General features: G+C 59.6%; 17 protein-coding genes. 9 read left to right on the forward strand and 8 right to left on the reverse strand.

The features are described from left to right. Positions 1 to 139: 139 nt before the first annotated feature. Complete coding sequence (locus M7Q83_RS03395) at positions 140 to 3,235, forward strand: SpoIID/LytB domain-containing protein (protein ID WP_298335379.1); 3,096 nt, start codon at positions 140 to 142, stop codon at positions 3,233 to 3,235. 29 nt (positions 3,236 to 3,264) lie between these two features. Here the strand turns inward: M7Q83_RS03395 and M7Q83_RS03400 are convergent, their stop codons facing one another. From M7Q83_RS03400 to M7Q83_RS03415, 4 genes are all read right to left on the reverse strand, one after another. After that, positions 3,265 to 4,026, reverse strand: coding sequence for an SDR family NAD(P)-dependent oxidoreductase (locus tag M7Q83_RS03400; protein WP_298335381.1), 762 nt, complete (start codon positions 4,024 to 4,026; stop codon positions 3,265 to 3,267). A gap of 83 nt (positions 4,027 to 4,109) precedes the next feature. Then, positions 4,110 to 5,099 (reverse strand): hypothetical protein, encoded by a 990-nt coding sequence (locus M7Q83_RS03405; RefSeq protein ID WP_298335383.1) that lies wholly within the window; start codon positions 5,097 to 5,099, stop codon positions 4,110 to 4,112. Next, complete coding sequence (locus M7Q83_RS03410; protein ID WP_298335385.1) at positions 5,096 to 5,803, reverse strand: exonuclease domain-containing protein; 708 nt, start codon at positions 5,801 to 5,803, stop codon at positions 5,096 to 5,098. Before M7Q83_RS03410 ends, M7Q83_RS03405 begins: the two co-directional genes overlap by 4 nt. A 34-nt stretch (positions 5,804 to 5,837) precedes the next feature. After that, on the reverse strand, positions 5,838 to 7,211 hold the full coding sequence (locus M7Q83_RS03415) for a tryptophanase (RefSeq protein ID WP_298335387.1): 1,374 nt from the start codon (positions 7,209 to 7,211) through the stop codon (positions 5,838 to 5,840). Between the two features lie 85 nt (positions 7,212 to 7,296). Between M7Q83_RS03415 and M7Q83_RS03420 the strand changes: the two genes are divergently transcribed. The 3 genes from M7Q83_RS03420 to M7Q83_RS03430 all read left to right on the forward strand — a co-directional run bounded on the left by M7Q83_RS03420 (position 7,297) and on the right by M7Q83_RS03430 (position 10,281). After that, the gene (locus M7Q83_RS03420) at positions 7,297 to 8,643 is read left to right on the forward strand and encodes an AarF/ABC1/UbiB kinase family protein (protein ID WP_298335389.1); all 1,347 of its coding nucleotides are present in this window, start codon (positions 7,297 to 7,299) and stop codon (positions 8,641 to 8,643) included. A 160-nt stretch (positions 8,644 to 8,803) separates the two neighbouring features. After that, a complete protein-coding gene (locus M7Q83_RS03425; protein WP_298335391.1) occupies positions 8,804 to 9,223 on the forward strand; it encodes an Hsp20/alpha crystallin family protein in 420 nt (139 codons plus the stop codon). A gap of 110 nt (positions 9,224 to 9,333) precedes the next feature. After that, positions 9,334 to 10,281, forward strand: a complete 948-nt coding sequence (locus M7Q83_RS03430) for a TIGR01777 family oxidoreductase (protein ID WP_298335393.1) — start codon at positions 9,334 to 9,336, stop codon at positions 10,279 to 10,281. Here M7Q83_RS03430 and M7Q83_RS03435 read toward each other — a convergent pair. Continuing rightward, positions 10,278 to 10,913: an FMN-binding negative transcriptional regulator gene (locus M7Q83_RS03435; RefSeq protein ID WP_298335395.1), complete on the reverse strand. Its 636-nt coding sequence runs from the start codon at positions 10,911 to 10,913 to the stop codon at positions 10,278 to 10,280. The genes M7Q83_RS03430 and M7Q83_RS03435 overlap by 4 nt on opposite strands. Before the next feature lie 104 nt (positions 10,914 to 11,017). Here M7Q83_RS03435 and M7Q83_RS03440 point away from each other — a divergent pair, with 104 nt between their 5' ends. Continuing rightward, positions 11,018 to 11,791, forward strand: a complete 774-nt coding sequence (locus M7Q83_RS03440; RefSeq protein ID WP_298335397.1) for an alpha/beta hydrolase — start codon at positions 11,018 to 11,020, stop codon at positions 11,789 to 11,791. A gap of 28 nt (positions 11,792 to 11,819) precedes the next feature. On the opposite strand, the gene M7Q83_RS03445 is transcribed toward M7Q83_RS03440, so the two are convergent. Beyond that, positions 11,820 to 15,716, reverse strand: coding sequence for a multifunctional oxoglutarate decarboxylase/oxoglutarate dehydrogenase thiamine pyrophosphate-binding subunit/dihydrolipoyllysine-residue succinyltransferase subunit (locus M7Q83_RS03445; protein WP_298335399.1), 3,897 nt, complete (start codon positions 15,714 to 15,716; stop codon positions 11,820 to 11,822). A gap of 102 nt (positions 15,717 to 15,818) precedes the next feature. Between M7Q83_RS03445 and M7Q83_RS03450 the strand changes: the two genes are divergently transcribed. Continuing rightward, the gene (locus tag M7Q83_RS03450) at positions 15,819 to 17,147 is read left to right on the forward strand and encodes an EAL domain-containing protein (protein ID WP_298335401.1); all 1,329 of its coding nucleotides are present in this window, start codon (positions 15,819 to 15,821) and stop codon (positions 17,145 to 17,147) included. Between the two features lie 27 nt (positions 17,148 to 17,174). On the opposite strand, the gene M7Q83_RS03455 is transcribed toward M7Q83_RS03450, so the two are convergent. Beyond that, a complete protein-coding gene (locus tag M7Q83_RS03455; protein ID WP_298335403.1) occupies positions 17,175 to 17,663 on the reverse strand; it encodes a shikimate kinase in 489 nt (162 codons plus the stop codon). Between the two features lie 498 nt (positions 17,664 to 18,161). Between M7Q83_RS03455 and M7Q83_RS03460 the strand changes: the two genes are divergently transcribed. From M7Q83_RS03460 to M7Q83_RS03470, 3 genes are all read left to right on the forward strand, one after another. Then, the gene (locus M7Q83_RS03460; protein WP_298335405.1) at positions 18,162 to 18,338 is read left to right on the forward strand and encodes a DUF1059 domain-containing protein; all 177 of its coding nucleotides are present in this window, start codon (positions 18,162 to 18,164) and stop codon (positions 18,336 to 18,338) included. Between the two features lie 292 nt (positions 18,339 to 18,630). Beyond that, complete coding sequence (gene fabZ, locus M7Q83_RS03465; protein ID WP_298335407.1) at positions 18,631 to 19,062, forward strand: 3-hydroxyacyl-ACP dehydratase FabZ; 432 nt, start codon at positions 18,631 to 18,633, stop codon at positions 19,060 to 19,062. 1 nt (position 19,063) lies between these two features. Beyond that, the gene (locus M7Q83_RS03470; protein ID WP_298335409.1) at positions 19,064 to 19,831 is read left to right on the forward strand and encodes an exodeoxyribonuclease III; all 768 of its coding nucleotides are present in this window, start codon (positions 19,064 to 19,066) and stop codon (positions 19,829 to 19,831) included. Here the strand turns inward: M7Q83_RS03470 and M7Q83_RS03475 are convergent. After that, a complete protein-coding gene (locus M7Q83_RS03475; RefSeq protein WP_298335411.1) occupies positions 19,828 to 21,678 on the reverse strand; it encodes a UvrD-helicase domain-containing protein in 1,851 nt (616 codons plus the stop codon). The two genes, M7Q83_RS03470 and M7Q83_RS03475, sit on opposite strands and share 4 nt — an antisense overlap. Position 21,679 lies beyond the last annotated feature (1 nt).

Consider the following 21,679-nt stretch of genomic DNA (forward strand, 5'->3'; position numbering starts at 1 on the left):
ACGTTCGCTGCTATGGTGGAGAGGTTGACGAATTGTTGGCTGGCCTCGCGAATAGGTGCGAGTCGGCAGAGTCAAGTTGGGGTCTGGGTGTTCCGATGACTGAAGGCATGAGAACAGTAGCTGCGTTGAGCAGATCGCCGTGGTGCGACTGATGCGGCGTGGGCTCCATTCGAAGCGATCAGCGTTTGTGCTGCCATCAGGACGAACGAGTGCGATGCTTGCCGCTGGGGCACTGGTCGGTATCGTGCCGGCGGCGGTGCTCTTCCCGGCGACGAGTTATGCCAGCAGCGCGAGTCTGACCTTTACTGGCTATGGGGTTGGATCAGGTAATGGGGCGAGTCAATTTGGTGAAGCCGGTTATGCCAGCCAAGGTCATCTCACCTACCAGGAGATCCTTGCGCATTTTTATGGCGGTGCTACGCTGGCCAGTACCTATGACCGACTCCTCACCGTTTGGCTCACCCAGGGGACGGGACAGCCGGCAACGGTGGTAGATGCCGAGGGTCTTGTCGTCAATAACATTACGGTGGCTGCAAATACCCCGGTACAGGTAACCGATACCGGTGGTACGATCTCGGTCAGTCAAGGGGTGGGGTCGAGTGGCTGTTCGACCCCGACCTCATGGACACCACTGACCTCCACGACCGGATCGTTGACGATAAGCCCAGTCAACCTGGAGCCATTAGGTTCGATGGTCAATGAGACCCAGAGCCAAGCGCTCGGGTGGTGCCAGCCTGGCGGCACTGTTGAGTACGTGCGAGGTACGCTCGGAGTGACTGAGAACGGGCAAGGACAGCAGGTCTTGACGAACACCCTTGGCCTCGAATCCTATGTCCGAGGAGTCATCGGGAACGAGATGCCGGTGGTGTGGGGGACACTTGGCAGTGCTGGTCCCCAGGGCCAGGCCTGGGGTTTCCAGGCGCTCGAGGCACAGGCGGTGGAGGCACGGACCTATGCGCTTGCCGTAGGCAACTCCTATAGTTTTGCCCAGATCTGTGACTCCGACTACTGCCAGGTCTATGGAGGTTTCAACACCGGGCAGACCAGTCAGGCTCGCGCACTGATCGATGCAGCGCAGACAGACACCGCAGGCCAAATCCTTGAGCAGTCCTCTGGTGCCCCTGCTTTTACCCAGTACTCCGCCTCCGACGGGGGCTACACCGCAGGAGGCGATTTTCCGGCTGTTCCCGATCCTTATGATGCCGGCTGTTACGCCTCGATCTGTGATCCATGGGACCCTTGGAGTCAGACGGTTGGACTCTCCTCGCTCCAACAGGCCTTCGCGAATGTGGGTACCGTGCAAGGTTTGAATGTCCTGCAACGCACGGGTGAGGGTACTGACGGCGGCCGCGTCGTGTCGATCCAGGTTGTTGGTTCCAGTGGCTCTTCCACTGTCTCAGGTGCAGAGTTTGCCTCCATGCTCGGTCTGGACTCGGATTGGTTTAGCGTGAGTGGTCCGATTGCGATCAACAACGATGGTAATAGTACTGCGCCCGCTCAACCCTCGGGGTCGACCGCCAGCTCTGGCATTATCGTCGCTTCCGCGGACGGTGGCACTGCAGCCGAGGATGGGGCGACTGACCTCGGCAGTACCTACACCTACGGCATCACCGGTCTCTCGGGTTCGCGTCCCTTGAACGCTCCAGTGGTCGGTGTGGCCGCAACTCCCGATGGGAAGGGTTACTGGTTGGTCGCAGCCGATGGTGGCGTCTTTGACTTTGGCGATGCACATTTCTATGGCAGTACCTACACCTACGGCATCACCGGTCTCTCGGGTTCGCGTCCCTTGAACGCTCCTATCGTTGGCATCGCCTCGACGACGAACGGTGATGGCTACTGGTTGGTCGCCGCCGATGGTGGCGTCTTTGACTTTGGTAATGCAACCTATCAGGGATCGGCCTACTCCAAGGGTTTTACCGGCCTCACCGGTGCTCATCCACTCGCCGCGCCAGTCGTCGGCATCGCCTCAACCCCGAACGGCAACGGGTACTGGCTCCTCGAGGCCAATGGTACCGTCCTCTCCTTTGGGGATGCGGGCAACTATGGCCAACTGGGCCAGCCAGCCAACATCGTCGGCATCGCTTCAACAGCGGATGGTCAAGGGTATTGGCTGCTCGGGGCCAACGGTGCCGTCTATGGTTTTGGGGACGCCTCCTCGTATGGATCGTTGAATTTGGGTGACCAGGCAGTCAAGGCGGTATCGATCGTCACGGCACCTAACGGTACTGGCTATAGTATCATCCTCTCGAATGGCCAGGTGGTCGGTTTTGCCGGGGGCCCGAGCGCTCCCGCACTCGGTCCAACGACGACAGGTCATGGGGCGCCAGTGATCTCCGCCGCGATATTGGGTGATCCATCCCCAGGAACACCGCCAGTCATCAACCAGGGCAACACCGCCAGCTCTGGCATTATCGTCGCTTCCGCGGACGGTGGCACTGCAGCCGAGGATGGGGCGACTGACCTCGGCAGTACCTACACCTACGGCATCACCGGTCTCTCGGGTTCGCGTCCCTTGAACGCTCCAGTGGTCGGTGTGGCCGCAACTCCCGATGGGAAGGGTTACTGGTTGGTCGCAGCCGATGGTGGCGTCTTTGACTTTGGCGATGCACATTTCTATGGCAGTACCTACACCTACGGCATCACCGGTCTCTCGGGTTCGCGTCCCTTGAACGCTCCTATCGTTGGCATCGCCTCGACGACGAACGGTGATGGCTACTGGTTGGTCGCCGCCGATGGTGGCGTCTTTGACTTTGGTAATGCAACCTATCAGGGATCGGCCTACTCCAAGGGTTTTACCGGCCTCACCGGTGCTCATCCACTCGCCGCGCCAGTCGTCGGCATCGCCTCAACCCCGAACGGCAACGGGTACTGGCTCCTCGAGGCCAATGGTACCGTCCTCTCCTTTGGGGCAGCCCATGACTATGGAGATATGAGCCAGACAACGACAGTGCGAGCCAAGTTCGTCGGTATCGTCGCCTCGCCAACCGGAGGTGGGTACACCTTGTTGACCGCCGATGGGGCGACCTATGGCTTTGGTGATGCACCCTCGGCGGGTTCGGTACAGGCTAACCCTTTGGCGGTGGCTATCATTCGTGGCCCTAACGGTACTGGCTATAGTATCATCCTCTCGAATGGCCAGGTGGTCGGTTTTGCCGGAGGCCCGAGCGCTCCCGCACTCGGTTCAACGACGACAGGTCATGGGGCGCCGATTATCGGTGGTACGGCGGTCAGCTGACCCGAGTGTGTTGCACGTCGATCCCTCTGCTAGTACGGGATACGCCTGACCAGGACGCGCGGAAGGTGGCGATAGATCATCATGATCGGTCGCAGGATGCGGGGACTCCACACGATGGTTGCGTGTTGGGTGACGCCCCGGACGATGTCATCGGCCACACGTCCCGGTGTGGTACTCAGCGGAGGTCTTGTCCGACCGTTGGTCATCACAGTGCCGACAAACCCTGGTCGGACGACCAAGACCCGCACCGCTGGGTGGAGGCGATCAGCGAGACCGAGAGCAAATCCGTCAAGGCCTGCCTTGGCAGCGCCGTAGAGGTAATTTGAGCGTCGTACCTGTTCGCCCGCCACCGATGATAGCACGATGATGAGCCCGTACCCTTGCGTCTGTAGCTGATTGGCGCAATGGGTCAATGCCGTCGCTGGTCCGGTGAAGTTCACGGTGATGGAGTGGGCCACCCGATCGGGATCCCGCTCGTCCTCTGACTGCATGCCAAGCCAACCGGCGGCCATGATGACGGCATCGAGGGATTGAATACTCGCTAGTGCTTCGCTGATGCGGTGATCGAGGGTCGCTGTGTCGGCAAGGTCAAGGTGTTGTGTTTCGATAACGAGCTCTGGGTAGGCCGCAAGGAGTTCGGTAGTGGTCTGTGCCATCGATTGAGGGTGTGGTCCAAGGAGGAGGACCGAGCGCAGTGATACGGCTCCTAGTCGTCCTAGCAGGGCACGTGCGATCTCGGATCCTCCCCCGATCACAAGCACGTGTTGGGGCAGGCCGCGACTATCGAGCATCAACGTCCCTCGTGAGGCGTGGATCGGCGAAAGCGAGAGTTCCCACCTCGTAGCAGGGAGAGGGCGGGATGACAAAAGGCCAGCTAGGCACCGTTATCCCAGTCGAAGTTGGCCTCTGCGCCGTCGTACGCATCCTCGATGCCGTGATGTGGGCGCACGAGCGACAAGAGCCCGTCGGTTGCGCTCGCGACTAGTGGTGGGGCGATCTGTGATAGCGCAACGCCGATCACGATCAGATAGCTGATGCGGAGGTCGGTGGCGTGGCTAAAGACAAGCGGGATGATCGCGAGTGCGAGGATGGGTGGACTCTCGATCCCAAGTTTTGTGATGACAACGAGGGCAAAAGCCAGCGTGATGAGCACCACGAAGTTGGAGTTGAGATTGACAAAGAGGAGGATGGTCAACTCGATGGCCCCAAGGATCGCCAGCGCAGTCCAGGTGAGTTGGCGGGCTGCTCGCGCCTTGGGGGCGTTCGCATTTTCGACGGTTGCAACAAAGAGAGGTGGCAAGACGGCTAGCGGAGAACGCGCGATCCAGACGGTTAGCACCATCACGCCCAGGGAGCCGACAATGATGATCGTCGATCGGAGGTTGACGGGGATCGGCGATGAAGGACCTAGGCCTGGTCGCTCGGTGATGACGACGAAGAGTGTTGGTAGCCCCATGAAAATGATGACTGCCAGGACGTAGAGGGGCGAGATGAGATGGAGATAGACGGGAAGGAGACCCGCTGAGAGCGCAGGATAGGCAGGGACACGGAAAAACAAAACGGCCCCAAGGATGACAGCCAAGGTGATGACGATCTGAGCGATCAGATCCAGGGAGAGGTAGCGAGCGACCTCCACACCGAGAAAGGCTGCCCCGCAGATCACGAGGTAGAAGGGGATAGGTCCCCGGCGCCATTCGTCGATACGGAAGAAGATCAGACCGGTCGAGACGGCACCGACCTCGGGAACGACCATGGTCTGTTGGTGGAAGATGGTCACGACGCTCGCCATGATGGTAACGGCGATGAGGACGCACAGGCCTCGCAGCCAACGACCCTCCCGCCAGTCGGTGGACAGGCGGCTCATGATGATCGAAGGGTGGTGTCGATGGGCCATCCCTTGGGGATGGTGATGGGCTCACCCTGGTGCTCGCGACGGTAGTCATTCAAGTTGCGGAGCCATTTGATGTGTTCACGCTCCTGGAGAGCCATGAGGCTTGGGCCATCCATCGCAACGATGCGAGGGTAGGCGTCGAGTTGACGGCGCGCTACCTCGACGGTGGCGTGGGCATCACCGAGGGCATTATGGGCGTTGTTGAGCTCAACTCCATAGAACTCGCAGAGGGCGTCGAGCTGTCGTGAACCGCGCCGGGGGGCACTAAAGACGCGGTCGATGACGTAGATGTCGAGCACTGGGCCTTGCCAGCCGACGTTATAAAGCCCCTTCCCGAAGTGCCGATGGAGTTGGGCGTCGATGATGCCTAGGTCGAAGGAGACGTTCATTCCAATCAGTAGCCAGCCTTGGCGACCTGCTTTGACGAGATCGTTGCCGATATGTCTCAGGGCCTCCGCTAGGGGCTGACCCTCGCGCGCAGCCTGCTCATCTGAGATGCCGTGCTTTGCGGTGGCCTCCGGTGCGATGGGTCGTGTCGGTGCCACAAGGCTATAGTCGTCGCGGATGCCATCCGGGCTCCACCAGGAGAGCGCATAGGAGACCGGCTCATCGTCGGTAAGCGAGAGACCGGTGGTTTCGAGATCAAAGCCAAGAAGATTGGTGGTTTCGAGCATCATGTCCTTTCGTGCCTGGATGGTTGGGTTGCTCGCGTTAGTCCAGCGGCGCAAACTGGGCACTGAAGTGCCTGAGTGCAGGTGGCTCTTGGGTGATGCGGTACCCCCTTAGGCTGGAGGCAATATTGAGCACTTCGGCACACACCTCTACGACATAGTCGATGTGGCTTTGGGTATAGGTGCGCCTCGGAATAGCGAGGCGTACCAGCTCAAGGGCGCTAGGGTGCTCGCTGCCATCAGGAGCACGCCCAAACATGACCGAGCCGATCTCGCAGCCACGGACTCCACCGAGTTCATAGAGCGCGATCGCCAGGGCTTGTCCTGGATACGCAAGAGCCGGGATATGAGGGAGCAGACGTCGGGCATCGAGATAGATCGCGTGGCCGCCACTTGGCCTCACGACAGGGAAGTCCATCTCTTCCAAGGCATCGCCGAGGTAAGCGGTGGATGCGATGCGGTAGTGAAGATAGTCGTGGGATACCGCTTCACGTAGTCCCTGGGCGATGGCCTCTAAATCCCTGCCAGCAAGGCCGCCATAGGTCGGGAAGCCTTCGGTGAGGATGAGCATCGTTCGTGCCCGATCAGCGATGCCAGGGTCGTTGGTGGCGAGCCAGCCTCCAATATTAGCCATCGGATCCTTCTTCGCGCTCATGGTCATGCCGTCAGCGTAGGAGTACATCTCTCGTACGATCTCGGTGACGGACTTGGTGGCATAGCCCGGCTCACGCAGCCGGATGAACCAGGCGTTTTCGGCGAAACGGCACGAATCTAAATAGAGAGGGACCCCAAAGGTCCGGCACAGCGTGCTGGTGGCGCGGATATTCTCCATGGAGACCGGTTGTCCGCCACCAGAGTTGTTGGTCACGGTCAAGATGACCGCAGGGATGTCAGCGGCCCGTTTGGTTAGCAGCGCTTCGAGCGCTGCGAGGTTGATATTGCCCTTGAAGGGTGCCTCAAGTTCGGGGTCGAGTCCCTCGGGGCAGGGGAGATCCACGGCTTGGGCGCCGGTGTATTCCACGTTGGCCCGAGTGGTATCGAAGTGGGTATTAGCCGGGACGATTTTGTTTGGTCCACCGAGTACCGAGAAGAGGATGCGTTCGGCGGCACGCCCCTGGTGGGTCGGGATGATGTGGGGAAAGCCAAAGAGTTCCCCCACGGCACTCTCGAAGATCTCCCATGATGGAGATCCGGCATAGGACTCGTCACCGTGTTGGATCGCTGCCCATTGGTCGCGACTCATCGCGCCGGTTCCTGAGTCGGTGAGTAGGTCAATCATTACGTTGCGCGCAGGCAGCTGGAAGAGGTTGTAGTGGGCCACACGGATCGCCTCTTGGCGTTGTTCTCTGGTTGTCATCGGGATCGGTTCGACCGAGTGGATGCGAAATGGTTCGATGATCGTCTGGTAGGCCATGGAAGGATTCTAGGTCACCTTCGTTCTTCCTCCAAGCCCGGTGCACGAGGAATCAGCGCTCTTGATCTGGCATAGGCTGACGGGTATGGGTTTCAACGTACGTCGTCTGTATCGTTCATCCTCGATGATTCTTGGATTGGCAACGCGCAACGCGTTACGCCGCCTACGGGTACGGCTCACACCCGCGTCGGGGCGTGAGGTTGCACTTCGCAACGCCCGCATAGCAACCGCCACGGACGTTCGGGCACAGTTTGCGAACACCCGCGGGCTGATGACCAAGCTCGCCCAGATGGCGGGGTATCTTGATGCTGAGGTCGAGCCCGATCTCCGCGCAGCGCTGGCCAGTTTCCAGCGTGATGCGCCGACGATGGAGTTCACCCTGGCGGAGGCGACCATCCTTGCTGAGATTCCTGACTTCTATCGTCTCGTCAAGGAGATCGATCCGGTTCCCGTCGCCAGCGCCTCGATCGGACAGGTACACCGCGGTCGGCTACGCTCTGGCGAGGAGATCGCGATCAAGGTCCAGTTTCCCGATGCCGCCGCGCTGATTGGCGCAGATCTTGACAACGCTGGACTTGTAGCGGGTGCGTTGAAGTTGCTCTTTCCGTCGATGGCGACGAGTGAGATGGCCGATGAACTGGTCCTGCGGTTGGGGGAGGAGTTGGACTACACCAACGAGGCACGACGGACACAGACTTTTGCTGATTACTATCAGGACCATCCCTTCATCGTCGTTCCGCGTGTCAACTTTGCGCTCTCCTCGCCTCATGTGCTGGTAACCCAGTACCTGCATGGCAGGTCGTTTCAGGAGGTACTGAGCGAACCGCAGTCGGTGCGGGATGCCTATGGTGAGGTGCTCTTTCGGTTCGTCTTTCGCAGCCTCTATCGGCTCCGACTCTTCAATGGTGATCCCCACCCTGGTAACTACCTCTTTCTCGAGGGCGGTCGCATTGGCTTCTTGGACTTCGGATTTACCAAGGAGTTCACCCAAGCGGAGATTGAACTCTTTGAGTCGATGATTCAGGCGATGGTGCTCGACCGGGATAAGCCGCGTTTTGCCAAAATCGTCTATGCAGTTGGCCTCGTCACCAAGGACGATCTCGATCCAGATGCGATTGCCGACTTTTTCCGGGATTTCTATGACATCGTCGCCGATGATCGTGTATTCGAGGTGACGAGCGCCTACGCGAGTGCTCTGTTACGACACACCTTCGATCATAGCCATCCCGTCGCTAAGTACTTGAATGTCCCCCGCGCATTCGTGGTCCTCCAGCGTATCAACCTCGGACTGTATGCACTGCTTGGCTATCTTGGGGCAACGGCGAACTGGCACGCGATAGCGAGCGAGATCTGGCCATTCGTGGCGGCGCCCCCGACGACGCCGATCGGCGAGGCGGAACAACCGTGGTTACAGCGGCATCCCCCGCAGTAATGTCAAAGATTGTTTCATGACTCAACAAACCTAACTGTTGCCTATCGTAAAACTTGAGTGTGAATGACTAAGGAAATCTGGTATACTTGGGAATAGATGCTGCGGTGTCGGCATTGATAGGAGTGAGCAGTGGTGCTGCTCTTGATGAAGGAGGTTCATGATGGTTATGCGTATTGATCCCTACAGGGAGTTCGATCGGATGTTTCAGTCGCTCGTTCAACGAGATGCCAGGGCGGCAATGCCGGTCGATGCATTTCGAGTCAACGATACCTACGTAGTGCAGTTCGATCTTCCCGGGATCGACCCACAGGGACTCGAGGTAACGGTGGAGCGCAATGTGTTAACGGTGCGTGCCAACCGCGAGATCAAGCACGATGATCACGAGCAGATGGTCGTGGCCGAGCGCTTTAGCGGTTCGTTGGAGCGGTCGTTGTATCTCGGGTCTGATCTGGATCCGCAGGGCGTGGTAGCCGATTACGCCGATGGCGTGCTGACGGTATCGATCCCCGTTCACGAGGCGGCGAAGCCGCGACGGATTGCGGTCAATCATCAGCAGGCGACGACCGCGATCGCGGGCTAAGGAGAGAGTCCTTGTAATGCTCCGGCCCGCCAATGGGTGGGCCGGAGGAATGTTTCGTCGATCAGTGCTGCTGTAGAGGAAGACAGATGCGATAACGAAGGATGTGCGCGATGCGGATTGGACTCACAGGAAGCCACGGGTTGATCGGGTCAGCCCTTGCGAGCGCGCTCGTCGAGAGTGGCCACGAGGTGACGGCGATCGAGCGACAGGGCGCCTCCGAACGACGGGGCACCAGCGTGCAGCAGATGCAGCCTAACGATGGAGCTTCTGTTCCCTTCTTTGACCCCGATGGTGGTGAGGGAGATCTGCGCGCCTTGGAGGGTTATGATGCCCTGATCCACCTGGCAGGTGCGTCAATTGGCGAGCATCGCTGGGACGCACAGGTTCGCTCTCGCATCTACGCGTCGCGGGTCTATGGGACTCGCTCGCTCGTGGAGGCGCTCAAGACCCTTGAGCAACCTCCCGCCACGTTGCTCTTCGCGTCGGCTTCGGGCATCTATGGAGACCGGGGTAGCACGACGCTGACAGAGGAGTCCGAACCCGGGAAAGGCTTTCTGGCTAAGGTCGTCGCTGACTGGGAGTCCGAGGCGCGCCTCGGGGAGTCGATCGCCAAACGGGTGGTGCTGTTGCGGACCGGGCTGGTCCTCGATGCGAAGGGTGGGCTGCTCGGACGTCTTTTGCCGCTCTTTAAGCTTGGGCTCGGTGGCCGCCTCGCTACTGGAGAGCAGTACATGAGCTGGATTACGCTCACCGATGAGGTTCGAGCGATCCAGTACTGCCTCGACCACGAGACGGTGCGCGGGCCGGTCAACCTCGTCGCTCCGAACCCGGTCACCAACCGGGAGTTCACCAAGGTGCTCGCCGGAGTTCTCGGTCGTCCGGCGATCTTTACTGTACCCGCGCCTGCGTTGGAACTCGTGCTCGGCAAGGAGATGGCGCGCGAACTCGCCCTCGTCTCCCAGCGGATCACTCCCAACGTTCTCGAGGCTGCGGGATTTACGTTCTCCTCTACCCAGCTTGAGGAGGCGATGAAGGGGCTCATCGCCGCGACCCGTTAGCGTTCTTGATCCTTCAAGAGCTCCTGCATCCGGGTAGCCAGGGTAGTTTGACCGAGCTGACTGAACGACGAGATGACGGCCTCGCGATCTTCGATCGGTCTATTTTGAGAGAGTTTGCGAATGCCGCGCAGCGCGCTAACCGTGATAGTGAAGCCAACGATGGCCTTGAGCTGGTTGTGGATATAGTCTTGCGGACTCCGATCGGGGCTCCAACCAGTCGGGGCAGGAGGCTCAAAACGCGCCGTCAGTGCGGTAACTAGTGCCAGGAGTTCTTGGGCATCGTCGAAGAACTCTACCGTGCCAGTCGCCTCAACCCGCGAGTAGTTCCAGGTTGGTACGTGCTGTTGGTTTGTGGCCGTGCTCCGATACCATCTTGGTGAAACATAGCCATGTTCGGCACGAAAGACGGCCAGCGCCTCAAAGTCAGGCTGTGATTGGTGCCACTGAGGGTTGGTGCGGGTGAGGTGACCCTTGATCACCAGCTCTTCTCCTTCGCGCATCACGAGTAGGGGCAGGGCGGTGGTCATTGGCCCCGTAGGTCCGACGGTGATCAGGTCTCCAAAGGGATATTCCTCGGCCATTGCGAGGAGCGTCGGTTGGTCATCGGTGTAAAAGATTCTTGCTGGCGACATGCCATCACTCTAGCCATATTCCCCTGACCGAGGCGCGGTCCTGGTTGGTACCTGCATCCCTGATGCTTGGGTGGATCCCCAGGCCATCCAATAGGATGGGTGATATGCCCCCTAGACGATCAATCCACGTAGAGATTCTGAATCAGAACTCGTCCGCTCCACGGGTGGTTACCGTCCATGGTGCGATGGATCGAGGTAACTCTTTTCGTGCGCTCGCCAAATTGCTTCCCTCGATTGAGGTACTCATCTGGGATCGGGCGGGCTATGCACATTCAATCGCTGTGGCACCGGCTGGGGCCGAGGACCATTTGGCCGATCTTGTTGGGATTCTCGATGACAAGCCGGCGCTCGTCTTTGGCCACTCTCTCGGAGGGACCTACGCGCTGTGGCTGGCATCGTTAGGGCACCCCAACCTCCTTGGCGTATCGACCTTCGAGTCTCCGCTTCCCGGAGGCGCTTGGTGGGGAGAGGGCTGGGACATCGATCCCCATGACGCCGCCTTAGGCCGAGTCCCTCCCGAACGGTCGCAGGCGGTGGCCGAGAGATTCCTGCGACGGATGATCTCCGACGCGACTTGGGAACTCCTGCCAGAACGTACCAAAGCTTTGCGACGGGCCGAGGGAGCAGCCTTTATTCTGGAGCTGGGGCAACTCGTCGATGGAGCGGTGCGTTTTGACCTTGATGCTATCCGGACCGACGTGGTTGCTGGAATCTCCTCGCGTCCCTCCAGCCATCATCAGTTGGGGTTGGCCAGGCTCGCAACAGCTACATGTGCCACTACCTATTGCGTGCGCAACTCGCGCCACGGCGCTCACCTGACCAGTCCCGACGCTCTTGCTGAGGTCTTGGGCCAGCAGTTAAAAATTGAGGATGGTTAAGCACCGACGGGGTTCATCCGTCGACCTGCTAGTTCAGCGGCTTGGAGACGGCTCGCTCGAGGATGTCACTCTGTTCGAGGGCGTGCATCGCGGCTGATCCGGTGGCTGGTGATCCAGTTGCAACACGGGAGACGTGGACCAGTGTCAGTCGGTGTGCACCGGCGCGATGGAGTCGCGCATGGGCAAAAGGCCAGGCGCCCATGTTCTCTGGTTCTTCCTGCAACCAGACGAGCTCGGTCGCTGATGGGTAGCTCTCGATCAACTCGGTGATCTCGCGCTCTGGCCAGGGGTAGAGCTGTTCCACGCGCACAACGGCGGTGGGGACTGAGGTAGTGCGGTCGCGCTGAGCGAGGGCTTCATAGCCGATCTTGCCCGAACAGAGAACGATGCGCCGAACATCAAAGCGGCCAGTGGGGTCTTGGACCCAATGCGGATCATCTAATAGCGGTTGGAAGGATCCGCTAGTGAACGCCCCGACTGGGCTGCGCGATTGCTTGGCTCGCAGCAAGGACTTTGGCGTGAGGATGATCAACGGTCGCTGGTTGGTTCGCTCGACCTGGGCTCGCAACAGGTGGAATAGCTGCGCTGCGTTGGTCGGGTTGGCGATGGTCATATTCGGCCCCGCTGCCAGGGAGAGGAAACGCTCAAGCCTGGCCGAGGAGTGTTCTGGGCCCTGCCCTTCGTACCCATGCGGTAACATCAGGGTCAGTCCCGACTCCTGTCTCCACTTGTCGTGGGCAGCGGCGATGAACTGGTCGATCACGATCTGGGCACCGTTGGCGAAGTCGCCGAACTGTGCCTCCCAGATCGTGAGCGCCTTCTGGTGGATCAAGGAGTAGCCGTATTCAAATGCCATGGCTGCGTACTCGGAGAGTGAGGAGTCATAGATCATGAAGCGGCCAGGCGAGGTCCCATCGGTTGGTGCGCCAGTGTCATCGCGTATCGCGGCGAGAGGTTGGTAGGTGGCACCGGTCTCGTAGTCATAGAGGGCAGCGTGGCGGTGCGAGAAGGTCCCACGTCGCGAGTCTTGGCCGGAGAGACGCACATCATGCCCATCGAGCATGATCGTTGCGAATGCGAAGGCCTCACCAAGAGCCCAGTCGACCTCACCTTCGGTATAGAGCTCCGCGCGGGCCTGGAACTGCTTTGCCAGTTTGGGGTGTAGCGTGAAACCTTCCGGGGTACGGTTGAGGATCTCTACGACATAGTCGAGACGCTCCTTGATCACCCCCGTCGAGACGGTCTGTACTGCGACGTTTTGGGGTGGTGGTGCCGGCAGGTTGGTAGCTTTGGGCGGTGCCGCCTCTCGAGTCTCTACCAGTGCCTGCTGCAGTCGAGCGAGATAGGCATCGAGAGCCTGTTCACCCTCCTCCACGGTAATAGCCTTGGAGCGGACGAGGCGTTCAAGGTAGAGCTTGCGCACTGAGGGTTGCGTGTCAATAACCCGGTACATCACCGGCTGGGTGTAGCTGGGCTCGTCGCCCTCATTATGCCCATGGCGTCGGTAGCAGACCATATCGACGACGATGTCCTTGTGGAAGGCTTCCCGATAGTCCATGGCGATCTGGGCAGCTCTCAACACCGCTTCGGGGTCGTCGCCGTTGACGTGGATGATCGGGGCCTGGATCATCTTGGCGATGTCGCTGGCATAGACGGAGGATCGTGCTTCGTTTGGGTTGGTCGTGAAACCTACCTGGTTATTGATGACCAGGTGAATGGTGCCACCCGTTCGATAACCGGGGAGCTGAGAAAGGTTGAGCGTCTCGGCAACCACTCCCTGCCCGGCAAAGGAGGCATCCCCATGCACGAGAATCCCGAGGACGGCGAACTCGAAGAGATTACCTCGAAGATCTTGGGTGGCACGCACCATTCCCTCGACGACGCCGTCAACGGCTTCAAGGTGCGAGGGATTCGAGGCGAGTGTGATGGGTACTGCGGTGCCGTCGGGGGTGTAGTAGGTGCCCTCGAAACCCTTGTGATACTTGACGTCGCCGGATCCCTGGACCGATGTTGGGTCCAGGTTGCCCTCGAACTCTTCAAAGATCATGCGATAGGACTTGCCAACGATGTTCGCCAGGACGTTCAACCGACCACGGTGGGCCATGCCCAGTATGGCAGAGGTGATTGAGGCACGTACTCCCTGATTGAGGACCTCAGTGAGAAAGACGATGGCACTTTCCGCACCCTCGAGGCCGAAGCGCTTTTGTCCAATGTAGCGAGTAGAGAGGAACTTCTCAAACGCCTCGGCATCGTTGAGGGTGGTGAGGATGCGGAGCTGGTCCTCCTTGGAGAGGTTCGGACGAACTCCTTCGACGCGGTTTTGAATCCAATGCTTCTCTTCGGGGTTCTGGATATGCATGTACTCGTAGCCGATTGTGCCACAGTAGCTATCACGAAGGAGCTGCAGGATCTCTGCAAGGCTTGACTCGGTTGTTCCGGCGAGACCATCGGTGAGAAATGCGCGGCTGAGATCCCAGAGGGTGAGTCCGTAGGTCTCTGGGTCTAACTCTGGACTCATCGTTGGCTTGACGAGATTGAGTGGATCTAGGTGAGCCAGGAGGTGACCGCGTACGCGGTAGTTGTTGATCAGGGTCTGCACATGGATCTGCTTTTCCGCGCGCTCCGATGCGTCTCCAGTCAGAGATCCATGGTCTGGAGACCAGACTGCTGGTGGATAGGCGACATCGAGAGAGGAGAAGATGTCCTGATAGAAGTGCTCCTTACCCTCAAGGAGTGCGGCGACGTCGGCCAGGAACTGACCAGACTCAGCCCCTTGAATGATGCGATGATCGTAGGTTGAGGTGAGGGTAACGGTCTTCGAGATTCCAAGCTCGCCCAAGGTACGGGGATCAGCGGCGCCGAACTCGACCGGATAGCCAATGGCACCAACGCCGATGATGACACCCTGCCCATTCATCAATCGTGGGATCGAGTGTTCAGTTCCGATCGTCCCGGGATTGGTGATGCTAACGGATGCTCCCTGGAAATCGTCGACCGTGGCTCGGTTCTCGCGGACCTTGGCGATCAACTGATCGTAGGCGCTGAGGAACTCAACGAAGGTCTTGGATTCGATGTTCTTCAAGACTGGCACCATCAGCGTTCGCTGTCCATCACGCCGAACGATATCGACTGCGACGCCGAGATTGACATGTTCGAAGGTCCGGATCGAGGCCGCGGTCCCATCGGTTGCGGGTACGAAGCTCGCGTTCATCCTGGGGTGTTTGGCGAGCGACTTGATGATGGCCCAGGTGATCAGGTGGCCAAAGCTGACCTTCGTACGACCCTCGCGACTGAGTTGGTTGTTGATGATGGACCGGTTGATTTCGAGTGCCTTCGCGGGTACTACACGCACACTCGTTGCAGTCGGCAGGGTGAGCGATTGATCCATGTTGCGCGCGAGGGCGAGGGCGGCTCCGCGGAGTGGACTCAAGGTGGCGTCGTCGACACTCTCCGGAGAGACTGGCTTGTCCACGGACGACGGAGCCGGGGTAGCTGCGGCCCGCGTTGCTGCGGTGTTATCCGTCGGCGAAGAGGTGCGGAGGTTGCCATTTGTCGTTGGTTGCATCGAGCGTACTGGCCCTGCTGGGCTCGTAGCGGCTGGGCTCGTGGCGGCTGGGCTCGTGGCGGCTGGGCTCGTGGCGGCTGGGCTCGTGGCGGTGTCGTCAAACGCTACGGTGGTGGTGGTGGTTTCCGATGTGGCCTCGGTAGGGCTGGTGTGGTTGGCGGCAGCTGCGTGGCCGTTGTGGCCCTCGGTGGCAACAGCATCGGTCACGGTCGAGTTGGCGAACCTTGGTGCGATGTTTCGGCTCTGAAAGTATTGTTGCCAACTTGGTGGCACCGATTCAGGGTTGTCACGGTAATGGTCGAGCATCTCCTCGACAAGCCAGTCATTGGGTCCAAAGTCAGTTTCAAAGGTATCTGCCACGCCTTGTAAGTCTAGTCATCTTTGCCGGTCGATGAAAACTCGCTGCAGCTGCGACCGGTGGCGTGAGGCGACGAGAATTGGCCAAGGTTCGAGGGGGTGCGGTTGGGTCTACCTCCGATCTCATTGGGATTGCTCCTGGCACGTGTCAAGTATTTGACGCCATACGTCGAAGTTCTAGGAATGGGTAATGGAAGACCACGTTTTGGTGTGATCGAAGGTACGGATACCGTTCAGAGCATCGAAACCACGCGACAGGATGTTCTTCAATTGCGCGAGTATGTCCGCACAATTTTGAGCGGCCAGCGCTCCTTTGAGATGCGGTTCCAATCGATCGCCAATGTTTTTGGGCCGAGAGTTGTGGGTTACGAGATGCTCACCCGGTTTGACGTTCCCGCAACGATCACACCCGATCAGATCTTCCTCGAGGCAGATGCGATCGGGCTCGGCGCCGAATTAGAGGCCCTGATTCTTGCGCGGGCCTTCAAGGAGCGTCGTCGTGTGCCTCGCGACTGCTTTGTCACGGTGAACGTTAGCCCACATCTGCTCGGTCAACCGATCCTGCGGAGGGTGTTCGATCGGGATCTCAGCGGTATCGTCGTTGAGCTCACCGAACACGTCCGTGTGCTCGATGTGGACGCACTGCGTGACTCGCTGACCTGGTTGCGTGCACGTGGTGCGCTCATAGCGATGGATGATGCGGGATCGGGGTATGCCGGCCTGCAGATGATCACGCAGGTCCGTCCAGATATTGTCAAGCTCGACCGGGAACTGGTGAACGGTATCGATACCGATGAGGTCAAAGCGCTCATGTGTGCCTCCTTCGGCGATTTTGTGGGACGGCTCGACGGCTGGTTGCTGGCCGAGGGGGTTGAGACCCAAGCGGAGTTGGCCCGCGTGGTACAGATCGGTGTGCCATTGGTGCAGGGATGGGTGATCGGTCGCCCAACACTGCAGCCAGAGCCCTTGCGAGCCGACCTCGCGGAATGGTTGCGCTCCTACCACGACTCACGCCGCTCCCGGGTTGATTGTCTCTCGATGCTGATGGATCCTGTTCTGGTCAAGACGGAGACGCTCGTCGAGACCAGCGCGACCTCGCCGGTGGACATGACAACGAGTGCCATCCCTGCTAGTGATCCGGGTGCGAGGATCGCAATCTGTGTCGTCGGGCGCAATCTTGAGCTTGCTCGCGTGCTCGTTCCTGAGCTGAGCGGGTGGCGTGTGTTGGCCGTTCCAATGGTAGCCCACCCAGAGGAGGGGATACGAGAGGTGGCGGTTCGGGCGATGAATCGTCCGGTGGCAACCCGATTCGATCCCATCGTGTGCGTTGGCGAGCAGCGCGAGCCCGTTGGCATCATCCGAATGGAGCGGATTATTAGCTTCCTTGCTGATGTCTTCTCGGCGGGAGGTTCGGCGATGGAAGGTGCCTGCTAATCTGCGTCGCTCAGGCCTCGGAGTGCGTTATGCTAGGTGGGCTTGGTAGAACTCGGGGAGGAGAGCGATGAGTCGAGCCAGAGTGTTCGCTGGTGACTCGCCTTCTTGTTCATCAAGCGTCAGCGAGGCCGTCGACCGATAGGTGGCGATCCGTGTCTCGAGTAGGGTTTGGAGATCTCCGCCACGAGCGAGCGGGCGATCGGCGGTGGCTCCGATACGTTTGATGGCGGTCGTTGCACCGATCTCAAGGTAGACCACAAAGGTTGACCTGAGAAGGTCCTGGGTGTTGCCATGCATGATCGCACCCCCTCCCAGTGCGAGTACGGTGGAGCGCTGGGCAGCCACGGTCGCGATCACTTGGTGTTCGAGTTCACGAAACTTGGGTTCCCCCATCGTGGTAAAGAGGGTGGCGATGCTTTGACTAGTCGCCTCTTCGATCAGCGCATCGCTGTCGTAGAAGGCGGTCCCCAGATGGTCTGCGAGCAGGCGACCCAACGTGCTCTTACCAGCGCCCATGAAGCCAATGAGCACGATCTGGGGCCATCCTGGTGGTTCGTTGTTGTTCGTAATCGCTATCGTTCTCCGCTGTCAGTGGATCATCATGTAGGAGCCTAACGCCAAGTATGCAAACGGTGTTCGTTTGCAACTAGTGTCGGGCCGATCCTCGTTGTAGTGCTACGTGGTGTTGCTGCTGTAAGCCATGGGTTGCGACACCACGTGCATAGGACGATTGGTCTTTGAGACAATTCAGTTTGGCTACGATCCCAACCTCACTAGGTATGGCGGGGCCTCGTGGAGCTCTCATGTGCCGAGGTTGGCTGTGCTCTCTTAGCGCTCCGCTCGCGTTGGGTGATGGATCAAAGACGCTCTACTGTCGGCACGATGGGGCTGGTTGGTTGGTGAGCGCCGTGGTGTCTTCGCCGAAAAACGATTAAGGGAATCGGCAAGTGTACCGAAGCTTTGGTAGACCTCGACCGAGGTTTTTTGGTTCCCAAGATGGAGGATGTCGACGCGATGAAACGGTTCGCATGTGGAGATGTAGTGGCGGGTTGCAACTGGACGATGCAGGTAAGTGACGAAGGAGAGTTGATGTCCCTGATCGCCGATCATGTGGCTGAGGCCCATGGAATTACCACCATCGATGATGAACTCGTGGCAGTCGTACGCGAGCATATCCAGCTGGTGAGCTAAGACTTAGCGCGGATACCCAGCGCAAGAACTGGCCCACTCACTTCGGTGGTTGACGTGTGATCATGCAATGCGTGTGATCATGCAATGCTTGTGCTCCGGCGCCTGCGCCGTTAGGCCGTTCACTTCGTCTGCGGCTTCCTCGCGGACGAGTGGGAGCACAGCCGTTGCCACTAGGGTGTCTTGGCGATAGTTTCGGTGCCATGGTGAGGACGTTCGATTGAGTAGAGGCAGAACCCTCTCGATCAGGTGCGACGACCGATAGTGATGGCGGGGGGAGAGGTAAAGATCAGTTATGAAGTCCTATGATCCTCGGGAGTTCATCCCGCACCGCCCGCCGTTCTTACTTGTTGATCAGATCACCGATCTCGATCCCGGTTCCTCGGGTCGTGGCATCTACCGTATCCCCGATGACCTCGCGGTGCTCGCGGGCCATTTCCCAGGTAATCCCGTCTTGCCTGGCGTGTACCAGGTGGAGGCGATTGCTCAGCTTGGTGCCGCCGTGGTGCTCAGTGATGAGCGCTATGCAGGATCGCTGCCTCTCTTTGGGGGTATCGATCGCGCCCGATTTCGGAGAGTGGTGCGGCCCGGCGACCTGCTTGAGCTGACGATTGAGATGACGAGCCTGTCGGCACGCGCTGGTAAAGGCCAAGGTCGCGCCACGGTGGACGGTGAACTCTGTGCGGAGGTGGGCCTGTTCTTTATTATCGCCCCTGCTGGATCCTAAGATGCGGTTCGCAACCTGGAACGTTAATTCACTCCGAGCTCGACGCGAGTTGGTTGCTCAGTGGCTCCTCGCACAGCAACCGGACATCCTTTGCCTGCAAGAGACCAAGGTCAAGGACGCGGAGTTTCCGGAGGATCTCTTCGCAGAGGTCGACTACCACGTTGCCCACTGGGGAGTTTCGGCTTGGAATGGGGTTGCGCTGGTTACCCGTGAACCAGTCGAGCAGCTTGGCCTCGGGATCGTTGACGACGCTGAAGAGGCGCGCTGTATCGCCGGAATCGTCGGGGGTATCAGAGTATTCTCGGTCTATGTTCCCAATGGTCGCTCCCTCGATGACCCCCACTATGTCTACAAGTTGGAGTGGCTCGAGTTGCTTCGCCAACGTGTGGCGGAGGAGCTGCAGCGGGGTCCAGTGATCATTGCGGGGGATTTCAACATCGCCCCCACCGATGCAGATGTCTATGACCCAGCCGCTCTCGAGGGCGCCACTCACGTGAGTGAACCCGAACGCATGGCCCTACAACGGCTGCTCGATCTTGGGTTGGTCGATTGCGGGGCGATTCACCCCTCCGATGAACCCAGCTTCACGTGGTGGGACTATCGCCAAGGGGCTTTTCGGCGTGGCATGGGTATGCGTATTGATCTGGTTCTGGCATCGGAGTCACTGGAGCAGAGAGTGCGTTCCGTGGCGGTCGATCGAGTAGCGCGCGCTGCGACCAAACCATCGGACCACGCACCGCTGGTGGTGGAGTTCGAGGATCACGACTAGCGGATCCGAAGGAACTCTCCCCACAGACGATCGATGAGTTCGGGCGACTCCCTCAGGAGCGGGGTACTCACGAGGGCGGCGACCGATTCCCTGTCGGAGGGGCGTAGGCGAGCGAGTCTGCGAACGTCGGCGTCTGAGAGGACGAGATAGGAGGACAACTGACGCTCCTTGGCGACGGTGACGCGCCAACGATCCAATCGGGTTGCGATGGAGGGTTGGGCCTGCGAGTGGGAGATCTGTGTCTGGGGCTCAACCTGCTTGGTGTCGAGGTGGGCGAGTAGGGTCGACGGTCCGCGACTGGGTTTTGACCAACTGATGGTGAGCGAGTCGGTCGCTCTCGTCATCGCCACATAGAGGAGCCGTCGCTCTTCAGCGAGTGCGTTCGAAGAGAGCCCGTGGCGGGAAGGATAACTCTTCTCGCCGATGCCAATCAGGTGTACATGGTGCCATTGGAGCCCCTTGGCGCGATGGAAGGTGGTGATGCTCACTGCATCGACTCCCTTGATCTGGAGTCCGCGCAGCAGCTCTTCGAGGGCAAGATAATCTGACCTGGGGTCCTGCCTTCGGAGCTCGTTGGCCACTTCAAGGAGTATGCGTAGGTTGGGGGTACGAGTCGGTGTTGAGGAGAGGAGCGCCTCTTCAACCGTGTCACAGATCTCTGTGATCTGGAGGCGTTCGGTGCGCGCGCTTCGCATCAGTGCGATCACCTCTGGGGCTGAGGCAAGTGGGGTCAGTCCGAGGACACTGTGGGGGATATCGAAACGGCGAAAGGCCTCCTCGATGGGGGATAGTTGGCGAATGGTTCGCGCGAGGATGGCCATTGAGGAGTAGGGGATGCCGCGATGGGCCAGCTCCACCACCGCCCTGGCGGCACGTAACCCCTCCGCGGCCACCGAGTCTGTCCCGATAAGGCTGGGGAGCTGACCCCCCTGACGGTGAGCCAGCATGCTGATTCGCCGATCGTCACTGGCGACAGGGGAGGCTGCTGCGACAAGTGCGGCGGTGCTGCGATAGTTGGTGGAGAGGGTGAGGTGGGTGAGTGCTGGGATGCGGCTCGGAAGCTGCGCCATCAGTGCCGGATCCGATCCGTTCCAGCCATAGATCGCTTGGTTCGGATCTCCGACGACGGTGAGTCCTGAGAGGTTATTGCCCATCCATCTCTCAATGAGGCGAAGCTGGAGGGGGTTGACGTCTTGGAACTCATCGATGTAGACCCAGCGAGCCTGGAGGCGGAGGGCTTGTCCGACCCCGTCATCGCGTGCGACGAGTTCGGTGGCGATACGTAGGACGTCGGTAAGGTCCATGAGGCGCTGTCGCGCCTTGGCGCGTTCGAGAGCCATGAAGACAGCGATGAGTTCATCAGGGTTCGGCACTTCGATGAGGGTTGGGTTGGCCTCGAGACTCTCGGCGTCATGGCCGAGCGCGCGAAGACGGTCGATCTCAGACATGACGCTACGACGGCGAGCCTCGGAGAGTCGCAACCCGAGGTCGGTCAGGAGTGTCGTTGTGTCACCGATGAGATGCGGTAGCGGCCTGCCCAGCATCGCTGAACCCTCACGAACCAACCCAAGGGCATGGGAATGAAAGGTGCCACAGGCTGGTGGTGGCCCGTCGAGGAGTCGATAGAGACGACGTGCGATCTCCCATGCGGCGGCCCTCGTAAAGCTGATCGCTACCGTCTGAGAGCTGCGGTTCGCTTGCGTGGCGATCTGGTAGGCGATTCTGTGGGTGATCACACGAGTCTTGCCTGAGCCGGCACCAGCAACGATGAGCGCCGGCGCAGCAGCCATGACCGCCTCGCGTTGCTCGGTGCTCAGACCCTCAAGGAGTTGTTCTGGGTTTGGCATC

It is taken from the genome of Ferrimicrobium sp. (assembly GCF_027364955.1).
Lineage (GTDB): Bacteria > Actinomycetota > Acidimicrobiia > Acidimicrobiales > Acidimicrobiaceae > Ferrimicrobium.

Bases quoted from the DNA above. Each gene is read 5' to 3' on its own strand.
- M7Q83_RS03400 (WP_298335381.1), bottom strand. From the start codon at position 4,026: ATGCTCGATAGTCGCGGCCTGCCCCAACACGTGCTTGTGATCGGGGGA.
- M7Q83_RS03405 (WP_298335383.1), bottom strand. From the start codon at position 5,099: ATGAGCCGCCTGTCCACCGACTGGCGGGAGGGTCGTTGGCTGCGAGGC.
- M7Q83_RS03410 (WP_298335385.1), bottom strand. From the start codon at position 5,803: ATGATGCTCGAAACCACCAATCTTCTTGGCTTTGATCTCGAAACCACC.
- M7Q83_RS03415 (WP_298335387.1), bottom strand. From the start codon at position 7,211: ATGGCCTACCAGACGATCATCGAACCATTTCGCATCCACTCGGTCGAA.
- M7Q83_RS03420 (WP_298335389.1), top strand. From the start codon at position 7,297: ATGGGTTTCAACGTACGTCGTCTGTATCGTTCATCCTCGATGATTCTT.
- M7Q83_RS03425 (WP_298335391.1), top strand. From the start codon at position 8,804: ATGGTTATGCGTATTGATCCCTACAGGGAGTTCGATCGGATGTTTCAG.
- M7Q83_RS03430 (WP_298335393.1), top strand. From the start codon at position 9,334: ATGCGGATTGGACTCACAGGAAGCCACGGGTTGATCGGGTCAGCCCTT.
- M7Q83_RS03435 (WP_298335395.1), bottom strand. From the start codon at position 10,913: ATGTCGCCAGCAAGAATCTTTTACACCGATGACCAACCGACGCTCCTC.
- M7Q83_RS03440 (WP_298335397.1), top strand. From the start codon at position 11,018: ATGCCCCCTAGACGATCAATCCACGTAGAGATTCTGAATCAGAACTCG.
- M7Q83_RS03455 (WP_298335403.1), bottom strand. From the start codon at position 17,663: ATGGGCGCTGGTAAGAGCACGTTGGGTCGCCTGCTCGCAGACCATCTG.
- M7Q83_RS03460 (WP_298335405.1), top strand. From the start codon at position 18,162: ATGAAACGGTTCGCATGTGGAGATGTAGTGGCGGGTTGCAACTGGACG.
- fabZ (WP_298335407.1), top strand. From the start codon at position 18,631: ATGAAGTCCTATGATCCTCGGGAGTTCATCCCGCACCGCCCGCCGTTC.
- M7Q83_RS03470 (WP_298335409.1), top strand. From the start codon at position 19,064: ATGCGGTTCGCAACCTGGAACGTTAATTCACTCCGAGCTCGACGCGAG.
- M7Q83_RS03475 (WP_298335411.1), bottom strand. From the start codon at position 21,678: ATGCCAAACCCAGAACAACTCCTTGAGGGTCTGAGCACCGAGCAACGC.